The 15,423-nt window shown below is 67.1% G+C and carries 17 protein-coding genes; 7 read left to right on the top strand and 10 right to left on the bottom strand.

Annotation, left to right across the window (positions count from 1 at the left end; genetic code table 11):
- Positions 1 to 11 precede the first annotated feature (11 nt).
- From AC06E9_RS04110 to AC06E9_RS04100, 3 genes are all read right to left on the bottom strand, one after another.
- Entirely contained in the window at positions 12 to 839 is an 828-nt protein-coding gene (locus AC06E9_RS04110; protein ID WP_121039789.1) for a thiol:disulfide interchange protein DsbA/DsbL, read from the bottom strand.
- A gap of 122 nt (positions 840 to 961) precedes the next feature.
- Complete coding sequence (locus AC06E9_RS04105; RefSeq protein WP_121039786.1) at positions 962 to 1,606, bottom strand: thiol:disulfide interchange protein DsbA/DsbL; 645 nt, start codon at positions 1,604 to 1,606, stop codon at positions 962 to 964.
- A gap of 129 nt (positions 1,607 to 1,735) precedes the next feature.
- Positions 1,736 to 2,539 carry a c-type cytochrome gene (locus AC06E9_RS04100; protein ID WP_152152235.1) on the bottom strand — a complete coding sequence of 268 codons (804 nt, stop codon included), beginning with the start codon at positions 2,537 to 2,539 and terminating at the stop codon, positions 1,736 to 1,738.
- A gap of 155 nt (positions 2,540 to 2,694) precedes the next feature.
- Here AC06E9_RS04100 and yihA point away from each other — a divergent pair, with 155 nt between their 5' ends.
- Positions 2,695 to 3,318: a ribosome biogenesis GTP-binding protein YihA/YsxC gene (gene yihA / locus AC06E9_RS04095; protein ID WP_121039780.1), complete on the top strand. Its 624-nt coding sequence runs from the start codon at positions 2,695 to 2,697 to the stop codon at positions 3,316 to 3,318.
- Between the two features lie 89 nt (positions 3,319 to 3,407).
- On the opposite strand, the gene AC06E9_RS04090 is transcribed toward yihA, so the two are convergent.
- The 3 genes from AC06E9_RS04090 to AC06E9_RS04080 form a co-directional block, all read right to left on the bottom strand.
- On the bottom strand, positions 3,408 to 4,385 hold the full coding sequence (locus AC06E9_RS04090; protein ID WP_152152233.1) for an MBL fold metallo-hydrolase: 978 nt from the start codon (positions 4,383 to 4,385) through the stop codon (positions 3,408 to 3,410).
- A gap of 96 nt (positions 4,386 to 4,481) precedes the next feature.
- A complete protein-coding gene (locus tag AC06E9_RS04085; RefSeq protein ID WP_152152231.1) occupies positions 4,482 to 5,315 on the bottom strand; it encodes a helix-turn-helix transcriptional regulator in 834 nt (277 codons plus the stop codon).
- A gap of 3 nt (positions 5,316 to 5,318) precedes the next feature.
- Positions 5,319 to 6,017: a VIT1/CCC1 transporter family protein gene (locus tag AC06E9_RS04080; RefSeq protein WP_152152229.1), complete on the bottom strand. Its 699-nt coding sequence runs from the start codon at positions 6,015 to 6,017 to the stop codon at positions 5,319 to 5,321.
- Between the two features lie 163 nt (positions 6,018 to 6,180).
- On the opposite strand from AC06E9_RS04080, the gene AC06E9_RS04075 reads away from it, so the two are divergent.
- Positions 6,181 to 7,545 (top strand): glutamate--cysteine ligase, encoded by a 1,365-nt coding sequence (locus tag AC06E9_RS04075; protein WP_478050104.1) that lies wholly within the window; start codon positions 6,181 to 6,183, stop codon positions 7,543 to 7,545.
- A gap of 287 nt (positions 7,546 to 7,832) precedes the next feature.
- Here the strand turns inward: AC06E9_RS04075 and AC06E9_RS04070 are convergent, their stop codons facing one another.
- Positions 7,833 to 8,891: an NAD(P)-dependent alcohol dehydrogenase gene (locus tag AC06E9_RS04070; RefSeq protein WP_152152225.1), complete on the bottom strand. Its 1,059-nt coding sequence runs from the start codon at positions 8,889 to 8,891 to the stop codon at positions 7,833 to 7,835.
- Positions 8,892 to 8,998: 107 nt separating this feature from the next.
- Between AC06E9_RS04070 and AC06E9_RS04065 the strand changes: the two genes are divergently transcribed.
- Positions 8,999 to 9,883: a LysR family transcriptional regulator gene (locus AC06E9_RS04065; protein ID WP_121039764.1), complete on the top strand. Its 885-nt coding sequence runs from the start codon at positions 8,999 to 9,001 to the stop codon at positions 9,881 to 9,883.
- A 39-nt stretch (positions 9,884 to 9,922) separates the two neighbouring features.
- Here the strand turns inward: AC06E9_RS04065 and AC06E9_RS04060 are convergent, their stop codons facing one another.
- Positions 9,923 to 10,225 (bottom strand): hypothetical protein, encoded by a 303-nt coding sequence (locus tag AC06E9_RS04060; RefSeq protein ID WP_152152222.1) that lies wholly within the window; start codon positions 10,223 to 10,225, stop codon positions 9,923 to 9,925.
- Between the two features lie 81 nt (positions 10,226 to 10,306).
- Between AC06E9_RS04060 and AC06E9_RS04055 the strand changes: the two genes are divergently transcribed.
- Genes AC06E9_RS04055 through fghA form a run of 3 tightly spaced genes read left to right on the top strand, consistent with a single transcriptional unit; the run spans position 10,307 to position 12,626 of the window.
- A complete protein-coding gene (locus AC06E9_RS04055; protein ID WP_019183747.1) occupies positions 10,307 to 10,582 on the top strand; it encodes a metal/formaldehyde-sensitive transcriptional repressor in 276 nt (91 codons plus the stop codon).
- Positions 10,583 to 10,637: 55 nt separating this feature from the next.
- Positions 10,638 to 11,747 (top strand): S-(hydroxymethyl)glutathione dehydrogenase/class III alcohol dehydrogenase, encoded by a 1,110-nt coding sequence (locus tag AC06E9_RS04050; protein WP_121039758.1) that lies wholly within the window; start codon positions 10,638 to 10,640, stop codon positions 11,745 to 11,747.
- A gap of 48 nt (positions 11,748 to 11,795) precedes the next feature.
- Positions 11,796 to 12,626: an S-formylglutathione hydrolase gene (fghA, locus tag AC06E9_RS04045; RefSeq protein ID WP_121039756.1), complete on the top strand. Its 831-nt coding sequence runs from the start codon at positions 11,796 to 11,798 to the stop codon at positions 12,624 to 12,626.
- Between the two features lie 42 nt (positions 12,627 to 12,668).
- Here fghA and AC06E9_RS04040 read toward each other — a convergent pair whose 3' ends face one another.
- Positions 12,669 to 13,307: a hydrolase gene (locus tag AC06E9_RS04040; RefSeq protein WP_461770267.1), complete on the bottom strand. Its 639-nt coding sequence runs from the start codon at positions 13,305 to 13,307 to the stop codon at positions 12,669 to 12,671.
- 120 nt (positions 13,308 to 13,427) lie between these two features.
- The gene (locus AC06E9_RS04035; protein WP_461770266.1) at positions 13,428 to 14,297 is read right to left on the bottom strand and encodes a pirin family protein; all 870 of its coding nucleotides are present in this window, start codon (positions 14,295 to 14,297) and stop codon (positions 13,428 to 13,430) included.
- A gap of 121 nt (positions 14,298 to 14,418) precedes the next feature.
- On the opposite strand from AC06E9_RS04035, the gene AC06E9_RS04030 reads away from it, so the two are divergent.
- Positions 14,419 to 15,324, top strand: coding sequence for a LysR family transcriptional regulator (locus tag AC06E9_RS04030; RefSeq protein WP_478055510.1), 906 nt, complete (start codon positions 14,419 to 14,421; stop codon positions 15,322 to 15,324).
- The last annotated feature ends 99 nt before the right edge of the window (positions 15,325 to 15,423 follow it).

Raw genomic sequence — 15,423 nt, 5'->3', positions numbered from 1 at the left:
CTATCGCTGGCTCAGTTGGCCTTGCCGGCGCGTTCGCGCGCGATCAGGTGATCGGCGATGCGCAGCATGTCCGGGAAGCCCTTGCCCTTGACCAGGTACTTGCCGTTGACGATCACCGACGGGGTGCCGGAGATCTTGCTGCGCTGGGCGAACTGCTTGGCCGAGTTGGTCTTGGCGTTGACGGCGAAGCTGCCCATCATCGCGGCGAACTGCTTCGGGTCGGCGCCGTGCTTGCCGTAGAAGTTGGCGATGTCCTCGACCGAATCACGGCCGCGCTCGCCCTTCAGGCTCTGCTCGGCATGGATCGCGGCGTACATGGCTTCGTGGGTCTTTTCCTGCAGGCCCATCGCCTGCGCGGCATAGAACGCACGGCCGTAGTCATCCCAGGTACCGCCGAACATGGCCGGCACGTAGACGAAATTGACGTCGCTCGGCAGACCGGCCTTCCACGGCCCGATCAGCGGCTGGAACGCGGCGCAGGCCGGGCATACGTAACCGAAGATTTCGGCGACTTCGATCTTGCCGGTGGCCGGCTGGAACGGCTGGCCGTTCTCGATCACCACATAGTCGGTGCCGGCAACCGGCTCCGGGCCGGTCGGGCGCGACGAGGCCGGCGCCGGCGCCGGGGTGGTGGCTTCGGCAGCGGCGGTCTCGGCGGCGGCAGTTTCACCGCTGGCGGCCGGGGCCTGCTCGCTCGGGGGGGCCGTTTCGGTGGCCGGGGTGCTGCTCGGTGCGGCCGGCTCAGCCGGGGCGGTGGTGTTGGCGGTACCGTCCTGGGCCTTGCAGGCAGCCAGGATCGGCAGCAGGGCCATGAGCGTAATGGCGAAACGGGTCTTCATCGAAGCATCTCCAGCGGATGAGCATGGTGGGGCCGATGCTGGGAGCACCGGCCAGGGAAGCATGATGACACGCGGAAACGAGCGTCCCGCGTGCACGGTGCGTGATGGTTCAGCGAGCGCTGTTAGAGCGCCTTGCCGCTGCGCGCACGGGCGATCAGGGCATCTGCGTTGCGCAGCATCGACTCGAACGAGTCGCCCTTGACCAGGTACACGCCATTGACGATCAGCGTCGGCGTGCCGGGCACCTTGGTGCGCAGGGCGAAGGCACGGGCGGCCTTGACCTTGGCATCCACGGCGTCGCTCTTGAGCGCGGTGATGTACTGCGCCGGGGCCACGCCGAAGCCCTGGTAGAACGCGGCCAGTTCATCCGGCGAGACGTTCTGCATCGGCAGCGATCCCTTCTCATGCAGGGCATCGAACATCGCGCGGTGGCTGCGCTTGGCCACACCCAGCTGGTCGGCAGCGTAGTAGGCGCGGGCAAACGAATCCCACACGCCCCCGAAAGCGGCCGGCACCGGGGTGAAGCGGACATCCTTGGGCAGCTTGGCGGCCCAGGCTTCCAGCTGCGGTTCGAAGTGCGCGCAGTGCGGGCAGGTGTAGCCGAACATCTCCACGACTTCGATCTTGCCGGCCAGCGGCGCGAACGGACCGGCGTCGGCGATCCGTTCGTAATCCTTGCCCTCCACCAGCGGTGTCGGGGTGGCGGCGAGGGTGGTCAACGGGCTCAGGGCCAGCAGCAACAACATCAGGCGGGGCATCAACGTCATCTACATCCATCTCCATACAGAAAAAACGACGCCGGCCCAGTCGCCGGCGTGCCAGTGAACATACCCCGCCGGCCGGGGTGGCCGCATCCGTCATCCGACCAAGGGAATGCGCTGCGGCGTGGGCGGTCGTTACGGTGGTGCCTGCGTGCCTCCGGCGAGCGGCGTGGCCGCAGCGGCGACGTCATCTGCCCGGTTGTGCAGCCCCTGCAGGTAGCTGGCCAAAGCCTGGATCTCCTGCTCGGTCAACGACTTGGCGATCGTGGCCATGATCTGGAAGTGGGCCTTGTCGGTTTCCTGGGTGGTTCCGGCCTGGTACTCCTGCAGCCGCCGTGCGACATACGCCGCGTGCTGGCCACTGATATGCGGGTAGGCCGGGCCGGGGTTGCCGGCGCCGGTGGGGCCGTGGCACGCCATGCAGGCCGGGATGCCGCGCTCGGCGTCGCCGCCGCGATACAGCTGCTGGCCGATCTCGTAGAACTTCTTGCCGGCGTACGGGCCCTCGGTCACCGCACCATCGTCGGCGATGCCGGCCGTGGCCTTCTGCGTGGCGAAGTAGGCGCCGATGTCGCGCATGTCCTGCGGAGTGAGGTCCTGCACGAACGGCACCATCGCCGCCGAGGCCCCGGAGGTGCGCTGGCCATTGGCGATCAGGGCGATCTGCTGGGCACTGTAGCGTTCGCTCTGGCCGGCGATGCTCGGGTACATCTCCACCGTCGAGTTGCCGTCGGCCGAATGGCAGGCCGCGCAGGCTGCGGCCTTGGTCTGCCCGGCCTTGGGATCGCCCCAGGTGGTTTTGCTGAAATCGACCTCCAGCGAGGCGGTCTTGATCGGCCCGTTGTCCGGCAACGGGGTGATCGAGGTCTGGGCAACGGCAACGGCGGCGAGCAGCGAGACAGCAAGTGCGGAAACGGCAAGAACGCGAGCATGGCGCATGCGGAAGCTCCGTGTGGACCGGCCTGGCGGTTGCGGGACCGCAACCACGGGGATCGCCCGATTATCAACGCCGTTTCCCGCCACGGTCAACGCAGGGTGCAGCAAAACCGAGCGCAGACAGCGCGGATCGGGCCCGGACATGCGATCCTATGCCCATGTCATTGCTCCTCGAACGCGCCCAATACCTGCTTTCGGCCCACAACACCCGGCAATTGCCGGAGGACGTGGGCGCGGAAGTCGCCTTTGCCGGTCGCTCAAACGCCGGCAAGTCCAGTGCCCTCAACGCCCTGACCCGCCAGAACAGCCTGGCCCGGGTCTCCAAGACCCCCGGCCGCACCCAGCAGCTGGTGTTCTTCGAGGTCACCCCGGAGGCCAAACTGGTCGATCTGCCCGGTTACGGCTACGCCAAGGTCCCGCTGGACCTGCAGGCGCACTGGCAGGCCTTCATCGACCAGTACTTCCGTACCCGCGAGGCCCTGCGTGGCCTGGTGGTGGTGATGGACATCCGTCACCCGCTGAGGGACTACGACCGCCAGATGCTGGCCTATGCAGTGCAGCGCGGCCTGCCGGCGCATGCGCTGCTGACCAAGGCCGACAAGCTCGGCCGTGGCCAGCAGGGCATCGCCCTGCAGAAGGTGCGCAAGGAACTGCAGTCCTCCTTCGGCGATACCGTCAGTGTGCAGACCTTCTCCGGTCCCGCCCGGCAGGGCGTGGATGAAGCCCGCGGCATCATCGGCGGCTGGCTGGGCCTGAACAAGCCGGCGCCGGAAGCGAGCTGACCGCTCGCCCGTAGATCCACGCCATGCGTGGATCTACCGTCGCCGCCATCCGGGCGGATCCTTGCCGTCCATCTGCCGCCATTCCGCTGTCATCGTGCCGGCAACGGCGCGAACTCGCCCGGCACCCAGGCAAATGCCTCTCCCTCGCGGCGCACATGCCCCAACCCCGGGAACGGCAGGTGCGCGCCGGCTACCCACCAGCCCTGATCCGCCGCCTGCGCCATCATCCGGCGCCGGCTGGCGATCGCGGCCACGCGGTCGCTGTCCGCTTCGAATGAGGCCTGCGGCTGCGCGAACTGCACCGCGTGGAAATGCACGATGTCGCCCCACACCAGCAACTGCTGGCCGGTGCCACCATCGATCCGGTAAGACACATGGCCGACCGTATGGCCATGGCTGTCCAAGGCGGTGATGCCCGCCGGCAATGTGTCGCCAGGTGCAAAGCGCTTCAGTTTCCCGCTCGCCTCATACGGCGCCACCGCCTTGCGCGCCAAGGCGAAGGCAAAGCGCACACCCTGCGGCGCGGTTGCCTCGCTGGCCGGATCCAGCCAGTACGCCGCGTCCGCGGCCGACAGCCACACCGTGGCATTCGGATAGGCGATCTTCTCCTGCGCATCCAGCAGGCCACACAGGTGATCCGGGTGCGCGTGGGTCAGCACCACTTCATCCACGTCCGCCGGGTCGTAGCCGGCCTTGCGCAGGTTGCCCAGCACCTGGCCCAGGCCGGGGCCGAAGCATTGCGCGGTGCCGGTATCGACCAGGGTCAGGTGATCGCCCTGCTGCACCAGGTAGGCATTGACCGCGGTCTGCAGGCCCTTGCCATCCTCGGGTACGTAGCGGTGATCAAGCAGGCGGGTGACTGCTCCGGGGGCAATCCCGACCAGTTCCTGCCGGCCCAGTGCGACCGTGCCATCGAACAGCGCGGTGACCTGCAGCGTGCCGATGGTCTGGTGATACACGCCGGGTACCTGCTCGCGCGGGGTGTGCGTGGTGGTGGCCCAGGCGGGGCTGGCGACAACGGCCAGCAACACGGCGGAGGCGAGCGTGCGAACGCGGGGGAAGGGCATGACAGGTTCCGGACAGGGCGGCTGCGCCGCGGTGCCTCCATGCTGCGCGTCCTGTCTGCTGCGTTCCGCTCAGAATGCCGCGCGATCCGCTCGCGCTCAGCTGTTGCCGATCGCCGCTGGTTCCAGCCCATAGCGTTCGGCGAAGCGCTTGTTGAAGCTGCCCAGCGAGCGGTAGCCCACGCGCGCGGCCACGGTCTTCAACGGCAGCCGGGTGGTGTAGAGCAGGCCCATCGCATGCGCGAGCCGCGCATCGGTGATCAGTTCGCGCACGCTGGAGTGCTCGCTGGCCAGGCGCCGCCGCAGCGTGGCACCGCTGAGGCCCAGCTGCGCTTCGAAATCGCGTGACTGCCAATCGCGCTCGGGCTGGGCAGCGATCAGATCGCGGATGCGTTCCCCCAGGCTCGGCTCGGGGGGAACCAGCAGGCTGCCGTGCCCGCGCCGGCAGAACGCCACGGCAAGCGAGGCCAAGGCCAGGCGTGCTTCGGTGTAGTGACCGTGTTCCAGCGCCTGCCGCCATTGCAGCAGGGTTGCGCCATGCTCGGCCAGGGGCAGCCTGGCCAGTGCATCACCGGCCTGCGGCAGCGGCTCGTTCCACAGCGCGCGGGCGGCCGTGAGCGCCTCGGCGCACATCGGCACGATCGCACTGAGGTACACCCCGCTGTGCGGATCGGGGATGTTCACCACATCGATGCGGCAGCGGCGCGTGATCAGAAACAGATCGCCCGGTGCGAATTCCAGCGATTGCTGCGCGGTACGCGCCTGCTTGCGCCCCTGCAGCAGGATCGCGAACTGCGGCTGCGGAATCTCCACGGAGGAGGCGCCATGCTCGCGGCGTGCGGTGATGCACGCATAGCCATCCGCGCGCTGGCAGTCGGCCAGGCTGGCCAGGGTCGCCAGCAGCGAGGTGGTGGTATCAATGGGTGCGGACATGACTCAGCCTGCCACGTTGAACAGGCGGCCGACCAAGGCGGCCGCCGCCATCGCGATCGCGCCCCAGAAGGTCACGCGCAGCGCGCCACGCAGGCGCGAGGCACCGCCGGCATGCGCGGCCAGGGTGCCGGTCAGGCACAGCCCCAGCAGCGTCACCACGGTGGTGGCTTGGCCGACCAGCGCATGCGGCGCGAGCAGGGCGGTCAGCACCGGCAACGCGGCGCCACTGACGAAGGCGCCGGCCGAGGCCATGGCGGCCTGCATCGGGCGTGCGCGCAGTTCCTCGGTGATGCCCAGCTCATCGCGGGCATGCGCCCCCAGCGCGTCGTGCGCGGTGAGCTGGGTGGCCACTTCATGCGCCAGGTCGGAACTCAGCCCACGATGGCGGTAAATCGCGGCCAGCTCTTCCAGCTCGCTATGCGGGTCGTCGTGCAGTTCGCGCTTCTCCACGGCCAGGTCGGCCCGTTCGGTATCGGCCTGGGACTGCACCGAAACATACTCGCCGGCCGCCATCGACATCGCGCCGGCCACGGTCCCGGCGATGCCGGTGGCCAGGATCGTGGAGGCCGAGGCGCCGCTGGCAGCGATGCCGACCACCAGGCCGGCCACTGAGACGATGCCGTCGTTAGCGCCGAGCACGGCGGCGCGCAGCCAACCGACGCGGTCGGAGCGATGGACTTCCGGATGTCGGGATCGGCTCATGGGGTCAGTTTAGGGCCAGCGCAGCGTCAAGCCCATGCCAGTAGGATGCTGAAAACCGTCACGGTGACACGACGGCAGGGGACGCCACGATATAGTGCGCCCTTGCGATGCGGGGGCGCGAACCCCACATCCCCGCCCTGACCAGAATTCTGCGAGCCTCCCCTTGTCGAGCCCCAGCCACGTCGCCGAGACGCCGATCACCGACCGTAATGAACTGGTCGCCACGTTGGCCTCCGGCGAAAAGCCCCAGGCGCAGTGGCGCATCGGCACCGAGCACGAGAAGTTCGGCTTCCGCCTGGATGACCTGCGCCCGCCCACCTTCGACGGCGACCGCGGCATCGAAGCGCTGCTCAACGGCCTGACCCGCTTCGGCTGGGATCCGGTGCAGGAAGACGGACGCACCATCGCGCTGCTGCGCGACAACGCCTCGGTGACCCTGGAACCGGCCGGCCAGCTGGAGTTGTCCGGCGCGGCGGTGGAGACCATCCACCAGACCTGCGTGGAAACCGGCACTCATCTCAATGAAGTGGCGCAGGTCGCTGGCGAACTGCAGCTGGGCTTCCTTGGCATGGGCTTCCAGCCGAAGTGGACCCGCGATGAGATGCCGTGGATGCCCAAGGGCCGCTACAAGATCATGCGCGAGTACATGCCCAAGGTCGGCACGCTCGGCCTGGACATGATGACCCGCACCTGCACGGTGCAGGTCAACCTGGATTACGCCACCGAAGCGGACATGGTGAAGAAGTTCCGCGTGTCGCTGGCGCTGCAGCCGATCGCCACCGCGCTGTTTGCCGATTCGCCGTTCACCGAAGGTGCGCCGAACGGCTACCAGAGCTACCGCTCGCACATCTGGACCGACACCGACAACGACCGCACCGGCATGCTCGACTTCGTGTTCGAAGACGGCTTCGGTTACGAGCGTTATGTCGACTACCTGCTCGATGTGCCGATGTACTTCTCTTACCGCGAGGGCAAGTACCACGATGCCAGTGGCCAGAGCTTCCGCGATTTCATGGTCGGCAAGCTGCCGGTGCTGCCGGGCCAGCTGCCCACGCTGCGCGACTGGTCCGATCACATGACCACCGCCTTCCCGGAAGTGCGCCTGAAGAAGTACCTGGAAATGCGCGGCGCCGATGCCGGCCCGTGGAGCCGCCTGTGCGCGCTGCCCGCGTTCTGGGTAGGCCTGCTGTATGACGATGCCGCGCTCGATGCCGCGTGGGATCTGGTCCGTGATTTCAGCCTGGTCGAGCGCAACGTCCTGCGCGATGGCGTACCGCGCCATGGGTTGAAGCTGCCGTTCCGCAACGGCACCGTGCTGGATCTGTCGCGCGAAGCGTTGAAGATCGCCGTGGCCGGCCTCAAGCGCCGCGCCGCGCGCAATGCCGATGGTCAGGACGAAAGCAAGTTCCTGGAGGTGCTGCAGGAGATCGTCGATTCCGGGCTGACCCCGGCCGATCGCAAGCTGGCGCTGTTCCATGGCGAGTGGGGCGGCAACATCGATCCGGTGTTCAAGGAATTTGCGTACTGAGTTGGCGAAAGCGGTAGTCGGTGGGTCGGGCGCTGGGCGCCCATGCCCTTTCCGGCGAATGTCCCCCGGCGTCGGCCTGCGGCCGCCCCCTCCTCCTTTATTTCGCCTCCAAGGGCATGGGCGCCCAGCGCCCGACCCACCGACCAGCGCCACGCTTGGCGTCCCCCTGCTTACCGCACGCCGAGGCCCGTAGCGGCCGGGAGACAGTTGCGCGAAGGGCACACGCGTACAGCTGACAAAAAAAACCCCGGCATTGCCGGGGTTTTTCATGTGTGGCTGCGCCGGGATCAGGCCGCCTTTTCCAGCGTGGCCATATCGATCACGAAGCGGTAGCGCACATCGTTCCTGGCCATGCGCTCCCAGGCCTCGTTGACGCTCTTGATGTCGATCACTTCCACATCGCTGACGATGTTGTGCTCGGCACAGAAGTCCATCATCTCCTGCGTTTCGGCCATGCCGCCGATCGCCGAGCCGGTGATGTGCTTGCGGCCGAACATCACCGAAGCGCCCATCAGCGGCGGATCCAGTTCGGTCAGCACGCCGACCAGGCACATCGTGGCATCGCGCTTGAGCAGGGACATGTACGGGTTGGTGTCGTGGCTGACCGGGATGGTGTTGAGCAGGAAATCGAAGCTGCCCGCATGTGCCTTCATCTGCGCCGGATCGCGCGAGACCAGCACCTCGTCGGCCCCCAGGCGCTTGGCATCGGCACCCTTTTCCGGGGTGGTGGTGATCATCACCACGGTGGCGCCCATCGCCTTGGCGAACTTCACGCCCATGTGGCCCAAGCCACCCAGGCCGATCACGCCCACCTTCTGGCCGGGGCCGACCTTCCAGTGGCGCAGCGGCGAATAGGTGGTGATGCCGGCGCACAGCAGCGGCGCGGCGGCCTTGAGGTCGAGCGTTGCGGACACCTTCACCACGAAGCGCTGCTCGACCACGATGTGGTCGGAGTAACCGCCGAAGGTCGGCTGGCCGCTCTCGCGCTCGGTGCTGTTGTAGGTGAAGGTCGCGCCCTTCTCGCAGTACTGCTCCAGGTCTTCATCGCAGGCGGCGCAGTGGCGGCAGGAATCGACCATGCAGCCGACGCCGGCGAAGTCGCCGACCTTGAAGCCGGTGACGTTGGCGCCGACCTCGGTCACGCGGCCGATGATCTCGTGGCCCGGCACCATCGGGAACTTGGAACCACCCCAGTCGTCACGGGCCTGATGCAGATCGGAGTGGCAGATGCCACTGAAGAGAATCTCGATGCGCACGTCATCGGGACCGGCCGGGCGGCGTTCGAAGGAGAACGGCACCAGCGGCGCGGTCTGGTCGTGCACCGCATAACCATGGGCGAGGGACATGGGGGAATCCTTGGCAGGTTTGTAGAAAGGCGCTTTACAATACGCCCCGATCCCGTGCACAAAAAGTCAGGATATCGGCATGATTCATCAAGTGAAACGGGATAATCATGGCCACTGACAACCTGACCCATCTGGCAGCCTTCGCCGCCGTGGCCCGCCACCGCAGCTTCCGCAAGGCGGGGGCCGAGCTGGCGCTGTCCACCTCGGCGGTCAGTTATGCGATACGCGCGCTGGAAGAGCGCCTAGGCGTGGGCCTGTTCCACCGCACCACCCGCAGCGTAGCCCTCACCGAAGCCGGCCAGCGGCTGCTCGAGCGCCTGCAGCCCGCGCTGGGGCAGGTGCATGACGCCTTGGAAGAGATGAACCACTTCCGTGCGGCACCGGCCGGCCTGTTGCGCATCAATGCCACCCGCGCCGCCGTCCAGACCCAGCTCGGCCCGCGCTTGGCGAAGTTCCTGCTGGCCCATCCGGATGTGCGTCTGGAGCTGGCCCAGGATGACGGTCTGGTGGATATCGTCGCCGGCGGTTACGACGCCGGTGTGCGCCTGCATGAATCGGTACCCGAAGACATGGTCGCCGTGCCGCTCGGGCCGGCACTGCGCGGCTTGATCGTCGGTGCGCCGGCCTACCTTGAAGGACGCGAGATACCCCGGCATCCGCGCGATCTGATCCGCCACGAGTGCGTGCGGTTCCGCTTCGCCAGCGGCCATCTGTACAAGTGGCAGTTCGAACGCGATGGCCAGGCGCTGGAAATCGATGTGCCGGGGCGACTCACCCTCGGCGATCAGAACACCATCCTGCAGGCGGTGGTGGACGGGCTAGGGTTGGCCTACGTGCTGGAGGATTCCGCGCGTCCGTATCTGGACGACGGTCGGCTGGTCGCCGTGCTGGAGGACTGGAGTGAACCGTTCGCGGGCTTTGCGGTGTATTACCCGCGGCAGCGGCAGATGTCATCCGCGCTTCGGGCGTTCATTGATCTGCTGCGCGGGTAGGTCAGCGCCTGGGCCTGCCAGGCTGATGCCACGAACGGGTCAGCAGCGCAGCCTGCGCCAACCCAGTGCAATGAGACTCACGGCAGCAGCCACGAGCAGCGCGCCGGCAACCGTCTGTCCGGCCGCGTATCCATCGGCATAGGCCGCTGCCTGTCCCGTGGTGCCTGCGAGCGGCGATGACAGCACATGCATGGCGCGAAGCAGCAACGCACCGCCGGCAAGGAGGAAAAGGTAAGGGAACACTGCGCGTCGCGTTGGCATCCGAAGGTGAACCTGCATGGCAAATGTGATGTCGTCCATGACGCCGGCTGGCACGTGCGGCGTTCTGCCTGGATTGTTCATGTCAAGCGGAACGCCTGTCAATGGCCTGGATGCTTCGATCCTGTATACTCACCCCCAGTATAGTTAACTGGCCTTTGCCCCATGCCCCATTCACCGCAGGAAAAAAAGCGCGTTCTCGCCCGGGTCCGTCGGATCCGTGGTCAGTGCGATGCGCTGGACCGCGCGCTGGAAGCCGGCGCCGAGTGCGGGCCGGTGCTGCAGCAGATCGCCGCGATCCGCGGTGCCGTCAACGGGCTGATGTCCGAAGTGATGGAAGCGCATCTGCGCGAAGAATTCGGGCAGCCGGCCCAATCCGACGCGCAGCGCGACGAGCGCGTGCGCGAGATGAGCATGCTGATCCGGTCCTACCTCAAATGAGTGCGCGGGCGACCGCGTACTGCCACATTCTGTTCCCTGCCTTGGAGTGCTCCCCATGAAATCCCGTGCTGCTGTTGCCTTCGCCGCTGGCGAACCGCTGAAGATCGTCGAGATCGACGTCGCCCCGCCGCAGAAGGGCGAAGTGCTGGTCAGGATCACCCACACCGGCGTCTGCCACACCGATGCGTTCACCCTGTCCGGTGATGATCCGGAAGGCCTGTTCCCGGCCGTGCTTGGCCATGAAGGTGCCGGCATCGTGGTCGAAGTGGGCGAGGGCGTCACCAGCGTCAAGCCGGGCGACCACGTCATCCCGCTGTACACCGCCGAGTGCGGCGAGTGCCTGTTCTGTACCTCGGGCAAGACCAACCTGTGCGTGGCCGTGCGCGCCACCCAGGGCAAGGGCGTGATGCCCGATGGCACCACCCGCTTCAGCTACAACGGCGAGCCGATCTACCACTACATGGGCTGCTCCACCTTCAGCGAGTACACCGTGGTGGCTGAAGTGTCGCTGGCCAAGATCAATCCGGAAGCCAACCCGGAACACGTGTGCCTGCTCGGCTGCGGCGTGACCACCGGCATCGGCGCGGTGCACAACACCGCCAAGGTGCAGGAAGGCGATTCGGTGGCGGTGTTCGGGCTGGGCGGCATCGGCCTGGCGGTGATCCAGGGCGCGCGCCAGGCCAAGGCCGGCCGTATCTTCGCGATCGATACCAACCCCTCCAAGTTCGAACTGGCCAAGCAGTTCGGCGCGACCGATTGCATCAACCCGAAGGACCATGACAAGCCGATCCAGCAGGTCATCGTGGAGATGACCACGTGGGGCGTGGACCATACCTTTGAATGCATCGGCAACGTCAACGTGATGCGCGCGGCGCTGGAATGCGCGCACCGTGGCTGGGGCCAGTCGGTGGTGATCGGTGTGGCCGGCTCGGGCCAGGAAATCTCGACCCGTCCGTTCCAGCTGGTCACCGGCCGCTCCTGGAAGGGCACGGCCTTCGGCGGCGTCAAGGGCCGTACCCAGCTGCCGGGCATGGTCGAAGATGCGATGAAGGGTGACATCGAGCTGGCCCCGTTCGTGACCCACACGATGGGCCTGGACGAGATCAACGACGCGTTCGATCTGATGCACGAAGGCAAGTCGATCCGCTCGGTTGTGCATTTCTGAGCCACTACGGGCGGCGCGTGGTCCGCGCCGCCCCTACGGAGAATCACCATGGAACGCATCGAACATCGCGCCGCATCCGGCGGTTGGCAGGACGTGTACCGCCACACCTCGCAGGTGCTGGGCTGCGACATGAACGTCGCCGTGTATCTGCCGCCGCAGGCTGCCACGCAGCCACTGCCGGTGCTGTACTGGCTCAGCGGGCTGACCTGCAACGAACAGAACTTCATCACCAAGGCCGGTGCGCAGCGCTACGCCGCCGAGCATGGCGTGATCCTGGTCGTGCCGGACACCAGCCCGCGCGGCGATGACGTCGCCGATGCCGAAGGCTACGACCTGGGCAAGGGCGCTGGCTTCTATTTGAATGCCAGCGAGCAGCCGTGGGCGGCGCACTACCGCATGTACGACTACGTGGTGGAGGAACTGCCGGCATGGATCGAGGCGCATTTCCCGACGACGGGCGCGCGCAGCATCAGTGGCCACTCGATGGGCGGTCATGGTGCGCTGGTGATCGCATTGAAGAATCCGGGCCGCTACAGGAGCGTCTCGGCGTTCTCGCCGATCGTCGCGCCGACCCGCGTGCCGTGGGGCCAGAAGGCCTTTGCCGCGTACCTCGGCGAGGACCGCGCCAGTTGGGCGGCGTGGGATGCCAGCGAGCTGGTCGCCACCGCGACCGAGCGCCTGCCGTTGCTGGTGGACCAGGGCGGTGGTGATGAGTTCCTCGACACCCAGCTGCAGCCGCAATGGTTGCAGGCGGCCTGCACGGCGGCCGGTCATCCGCTGACGCTGCGCCTGCAGCCCGGTTACGACCACAGCTATTACTTCATCAGCAGCTTCATCGGCGAGCACATCGCGCATCACGCCAAGGCGTTGCACGGGTGATGCCCGCCCAACGGCCACGCAGGAGCGTGGCCGTTGCGTCGCTCATTGGCGATCGTAGGAGAACTGGATGCCGGCAGTGCCGCCGGTCTGGATGAAAAGATCCATGAACGCCGGCACCGTGTCCTGGCGCTGCCAATCGCGCTGCAGCTCACAGAACAGCTGCGGGACGCTGATCATCCTGCCGCCGGCCTGTTCGATGCGGCGCAGGCCGGCGTCATGCGCGGCCAGGGACGTGCCGCCAACGGCATCGACCACGACGTACACCTCGTAGCCCTCCTTCAGGGCATCCAGGGCGGGGAAGGTCAGACAGGCTTCGGTCCACAGGGCGGTCATGATCAGCTTGCGGCGCCCGGTGGCCTGCACCGCTTCGCGGAACGCGGTGTCTTCCCACGCATTGATCGTGGTGCGGTCGTAGGTGGGATGGTCGGCCAGCACCTTGCGCAGCTGCGGAATCGGCGGTTTGTTGAGGCCGCTGCGCACATTGACCGTGGAATGCACGAGCGGCAGCCCGTAGGCGACGGCGGCCTTGGCGGTGCCGACGATGTTGTTGACCAGCAACTGCCTGTCCATCGAGGCGATCGAGTTCACCTGCACCGGCTGGTAGTCGATGATGATGAAGGCGGCGTTCTGCGGGGTCAGCAGGTGATCGGTGACAGGGTCACGGATGGGTTCGCTTGCCATGGGAATACTCCTGGGCGTGGGGAGGCCGCTGGGCGGCCGGGTCATGGCGATGGCAACGACCATCGCCACGGAGGACGGGGGATGCGTCAATCGCGCTGTGAATCCAGCACTTCGCCGGGATTACGTGTGCGCGATCTGGCCGAAGCGGCCGCCATTGAAATCGGCGAAGGCCTGGCGGATGTCGTCCTGGCTGTTCATCACGAAGGGCCCATAACCGACGATCGGCTCGTCGATCGGTTCGCCACTGAGCACCAGCACCGTGGCATCGCTGTTGGCCTCGATCCGCAGGGCGCTGCCATCGCGATCAAGCATCACCAGCTGCGCCTCGTGCACGGCCTGGCTGCCATTGACCTGCACGCTGCCGCGCAGCACGACCAGGGCGACGTGGCGCCCCTCGGGCACCGGCAGGTGGGTGCTGTGCCCCTGGAGCAGCCGCAGGTCCCACACATCCATCGGTGTGAAGGTGCGCGCGGGGCCACGCTGGCCGTCGAACTCACCGGCGATCACGCGCACGCGGCCCGCCTGGTCCGGTAACGGCACCGACGGAATCTGCCCGTCCAGCAGGGTCTGGTAGCCAGGCGCGGCCATCTTGTCCTTGGCCGGCAGATTCACCCACAGCTGCACCATCTCCAGCGTGCCGCCGGTGCGGGTGAAGGCGGGGGAGTGGAACTCTTCATGCAGGATGCCGGAGGCGGCGGTCATCCACTGCACGTCGCCCGGGCCGATGGTGCCGCCCGCGCCGGTGGAATCGCGATGCTCCACTTCGCCTTCATAGACGATGGTGACCGTCTCGAAGCCGCGGTGGGGATGCTGGCCAACGCCGCGGGGCTGCGCGGCCGGGGTGAACGCCATCGGACCGGCGTAGTCCAGCAGCAGGAACGGGCTGACCTGCTGGCCGTGGCTGGAATAGGAAAACAGGGTCCGGGCCGGGAAGCCGTCGCCCACCCAATGCGCCTTCGGGGCGCTGTAGATGCCGAGAATTTTCTTCATGTCGTACTCCTCCGGGGCCAGGCCCCTGTCTGATGGAGGAGATGATGGATTCAGGACACTGGCGCCGGTAGTCGGCAGAATCTATCCTGATAGTCCTATCTGGTGAACGCTGGTGGCGGCCGTGCAGGATCTCAATGACCTCTACTATTTCGCCCAGGTGGTCGATCACGGCGGTTTCGCGCCGGCGGGGCGGGCGCTGGGCGTGCCCAAGTCGAAACTCAGCCGCCGGGTGGCCCTGCTCGAAGCGCGGCTGGGGGTGCGCTTGATCCAGCGTTCGACGCGGCACTTCTCGGTTACCGAGGTCGGCCAGACGTTCTACGCGCACTGCAAGGCGATGCTGGTGGAAGCCGAAGCCGCCCAGGAAGCGATCGAACTCACCCGCAGCGAGCCGCGCGGCATTGTCCGGGTGGCCTGCCCGGTCGCGCTGCTGGACACGCGTGTCGGCGAGATGATCGCGGCCTTTCTGGCGCAGTGCCCGGGGGTGGAGATACAGCTGGATGCCACCAACCGCCGGGTCGATCTGATTGCCGAGGGCATCGATATCGCGATCCGGGTGCGGCCACCGCCATTGCAGGACACCGAGCTGGTGATGCGGGTGCTGGCCGAGCGCAGCCAGTGCCTGGTCGCCAGCCCGGCGTTGATCGCGCGGCTGGGCCTGCCGCAGGTGCCGGCCGATCTCGCTGCGTTGCCGAGCATGGAGCTGGGCCTGCCGCAGAACGAGCACGTCTGGAATCTGTTCGGCCCGGACGGCACGCGCGCGGACATCCACCATCGGCCGCGGCTGGTCACCCGCGGCATGCTGACCCTGCGCGCGGCCGCGGTGGCGGGCGTGGGCGTGGTGCAGCTGCCGCGGATGATGGTGTGCGACCAGATCGCGGCTGGCACGCTGCTGCACGTCCTGCCCGCGTGGGCGCCACGGCGGGAGATCATCCATGCGGTGTTCCCCTCACGGCGCGGACTGCTGCCCTCCGTACGCGCGCTGATCGATTTCCTGGCGGAACGTTTCCAGCAGCTCGAGGAAGAATAGCCCCCGCTGCCCGGCGCCCTGCCGCGCGCGCGCCGTCAACGCGGGATGAATTGATCCCCAGGTGCCGGGCAACCTTGTATGTTGGTCGCAACGCCGCAT

The sequence above is a fragment of the Stenotrophomonas sp. Steno-Z10-BAI genome, assembly GCF_056393115.1.
Note: the sequence above shows the minus strand (reverse complement) of the source record. Positions and strands in the feature narration are given on the sequence as shown.